The organism is Sulfuricurvum sp. (assembly GCF_022759005.1).
Lineage (GTDB): Bacteria > Campylobacterota > Campylobacteria > Campylobacterales > Sulfurimonadaceae > Sulfuricurvum.
Genome location: NZ_JAEMQA010000056.1, coordinates 1 through 3,114 on the forward strand (window position 1 = coordinate 1; position 3,114 = coordinate 3,114).

Consider the following 3,114-nt stretch of genomic DNA (forward strand, 5'->3'; position numbering starts at 1 on the left):
CCAAATAAAGATAAGGTTGTAAAAGCATTGGTCGATACCATCCGTACTAGTGCGGACAACGGCGGCGACCGTAAGGCATTTATAGCAGCATTGTCAAATGATCTTAAAGATGGAAGTGCGTCTTCAACAGAATTTAAAGCTATACTTACAACTATCAAGGACGATCAGGCGCTTGATTCTCTCGCTGATGATAGTGCTATTGATAATATTGTAACAAAAATTACAAATGGAACAGCTTATACGCCACCTGCAGCAATTGTTGTAAGCGATGGCGTTGCCAGTGGCATCACTGCATCAAAAACCATGTTTCGTGAGTTACGCACACAAGCTCTTGCGTTGACCGATTATCAAAAATCTGGAACACCAGGATTTTTTGATACAAAAGCCAAAGAAGTTGAAATTGCAACACGTGACGTTGCAGGACCAAATGATCAAGCTATAGGGTATGTGATAGATGCAATGTCCTATATTGACAAAAATTCAGAAGAAATTCCATTGAATAAGCCACTCGATGTTATTACAGCGACAAAAGTAGAATCTTCTTCGACTAGTTATAATTGGTCAGATCCATATGGGTCAAAATACACTGTTACCAGAATAGACAGTGAAAATGTCTATAGTCCATTTTGGTCTTTAGTAGGAATGAACGACATTCCTCACAGCCTTACGGTAACCAAAACAGGGGCACATTCTTACAGCTATACTTTTACCGATGCGAACGATACGAGCAAAACGTACACTGGAACCTTTAGCTGGAGCGGAACGGCTCTGAGCGTGAATGGTAGTATTCCAACAACACAATGGAAAAAGACTCAAGATTCTTCTGGAAATTCGACTCCTAATGCTATACGAACAAAAATGACTGCCAATATTACTGGGTCAATGACAACTTCAGGGGCAACGGATAGCTTCAGCTATGCAGGAACACTTAAAACTTACACTGGCACTACTCTTGATACGACTATCACTGTAAATAGTGCTCATTACAATTTGATTAATGTTGCGGCTACTCCTACTACGGCAGCAAAAGTCGTCGCTGAACCATTGGATTTTGATGGTAAATTCGAGATGAAAACGTATACGCTTACAGGTAAAATCACAGCATCAAACTATGTTGACACCGATGATCATGGAAAAACCATTCATGTTCCAAAAACGGTTAAATTTGACGGAAAAGCGTCCGATTCGACAGATGGCAGTTACATCAGTGGTTCAGTAACAGGAACAGCGACATCCGCTGCATCACTTAGTAACTGGTTGTATAACGTATCCTTCACAGGAGAACTCAATGTTCCTAACCGACCATTAACAAAAGTGATTCTTGGATATGTAAATATAGATGCCAATAAAGCAAATATTTCTCTCACGTATCTATATGACACCACAAAAATTACAGGAACAGGCGTTGTTGCCAAAAATAACACTACTGTGGATGGAAAAAATAAATACACAGCTGAATTTAAAAACCAAACTGGTGTAACCATCAGTGTCTTAGGAAACGTGGATGGAACCGTTAGCGGTTCTGTCTCTAAAGATGCAACAGCTATCGGCACGATCGATATGCTCAAGAGTGTACCGCGTGTGAAATACTCAGATGGCACATTTGAGACGTTCCTTTGATTCTCAAAGCAACGTTTTTCGAGAGAGGGATTTCCCCTCTCACTATTTTATTTTTCTCTTTAACAACGTTCTCAGTGACAATATGGGGTGATGTTTTAAGCATCGATAATCCTGCAAACATTCAGGATAAAAACGATGTCTTTTTAACCACATCAGCCTTTATCGCCACGGATCCCGTCTCGGTCAAAGGATTTTTTGATGATAATTGGGGAGGTAACTACACCCCTCGTAACGGAACCAATCTAGCCCTCGCAAGTGCCCGCGCCGAAATCGGCGGTACAGTGAATGGATGGCGCATCGGTTATATTCATCGACTCGAAACGATGGTCGAGGCTAGTCGTGATTTTATCGATCTCATCCATACGGTAAAAAATTCCGAGGATCTTCCCATCGGGAGACAATATAACCTCGACTTCAAAATCAACGGCTTCCAGGCCGACGGCTTACATATTGCTAAAGCAATCCCAATCTATACCAGCAATGATTTAAACATTCAAGGCGGGATGGGGATATCATTACTGCGAGGGATTCGGACTCAGCAGGGATTGATAAGCGGATCCGCAACGGCAACATCCGATAAAAACTATGATTTTTATGGAACTGTCGACTACTACTATTCCAGCAACTATCTTTATAAACTTGATGTCAATACCCCCACAGGATATGGAGCGAGCAGTGACATCGGGCTATGTGTTGATTGGGGAAAGTTTCATAGTGAACTCGCAATTAACGATCTGCTAGGTTTTATTCAATGGGATCAAGCTCCTTACACTAACGCTATACTGACATCCAGTACCAAAAGTTATGATTCCAATGGCTATGTTCAATACTCTCCCACAATCACAGGTCTTGAAATAACTAAAGAGCATACGCAATATTTTGACCCCAAGGGCTTTGCCTCGATTCGATATAACGGCGAGTACATTCTACCATTTATGCAAGCTTCGACAACGCGAGGCTATGTTTTTCCAGAGGTTGGTGTTATCATCCCAACTACAGATACATCAACGATGAAATTTTCGTATGAAACGTTTTTTAAATCTTACGGTATCACATTTGCATCAAAATATGCTTACTTAGGCTTCCAAACTAATAATATTACTTTTGAAAAAGCCTCAGCAGTAGGGGTTAATCTTGGCCTTAAATACTTATTTTGATGTAACCACTCACCTACCCACTAAAAAGCGGGAGTTTTACAAACAAGTGGCATAAAAGGCTTTCCGTGCATAGCATCTAAAAGGCCTGCATAATATTCATAAAGATTCTGCGTTTGGCTGCATTATTGGTGAAAGGGACACTGAAGTTTCTCATAAACCTGAGAGTTTCATTGCCCCAGATTTACGCGATGAAAAAAGCGATGGAAATACAAGGGCAACAAGTTATGAAAGCGCTGGAAAGCATTTCACCTTCCTCTTCACAACCAAATGATGTTTCTGGTGCCGGTCTAACGGGTCTGGGACAGACTCTCGACATCAAAGCATGACTTGCAGCCCT

General features: G+C 41.2%; 3 protein-coding genes. All 3 read left to right on the plus strand.

Features of this window, described 5'->3' with window-relative positions:
• Positions 1-1,620: hypothetical protein (locus tag JHC35_RS03740; RefSeq protein WP_295042130.1), on the plus strand; the 1,620-nt coding region annotated here is incomplete at its 5' end.
• A complete protein-coding gene (locus JHC35_RS03745; RefSeq protein WP_295042132.1) occupies positions 1,617-2,777 on the plus strand; it encodes a hypothetical protein in 1,161 nt (386 codons plus the stop codon). The genes JHC35_RS03740 and JHC35_RS03745, both read left to right, overlap by 4 nt.
• Positions 2,778-2,890: 113 nt before the next feature.
• Positions 2,891-3,103, plus strand: coding sequence for a hypothetical protein (locus JHC35_RS03750; protein WP_295042134.1), 213 nt, complete (start codon positions 2,891-2,893; stop codon positions 3,101-3,103).
• Positions 3,104-3,114 lie beyond the last annotated feature (11 nt).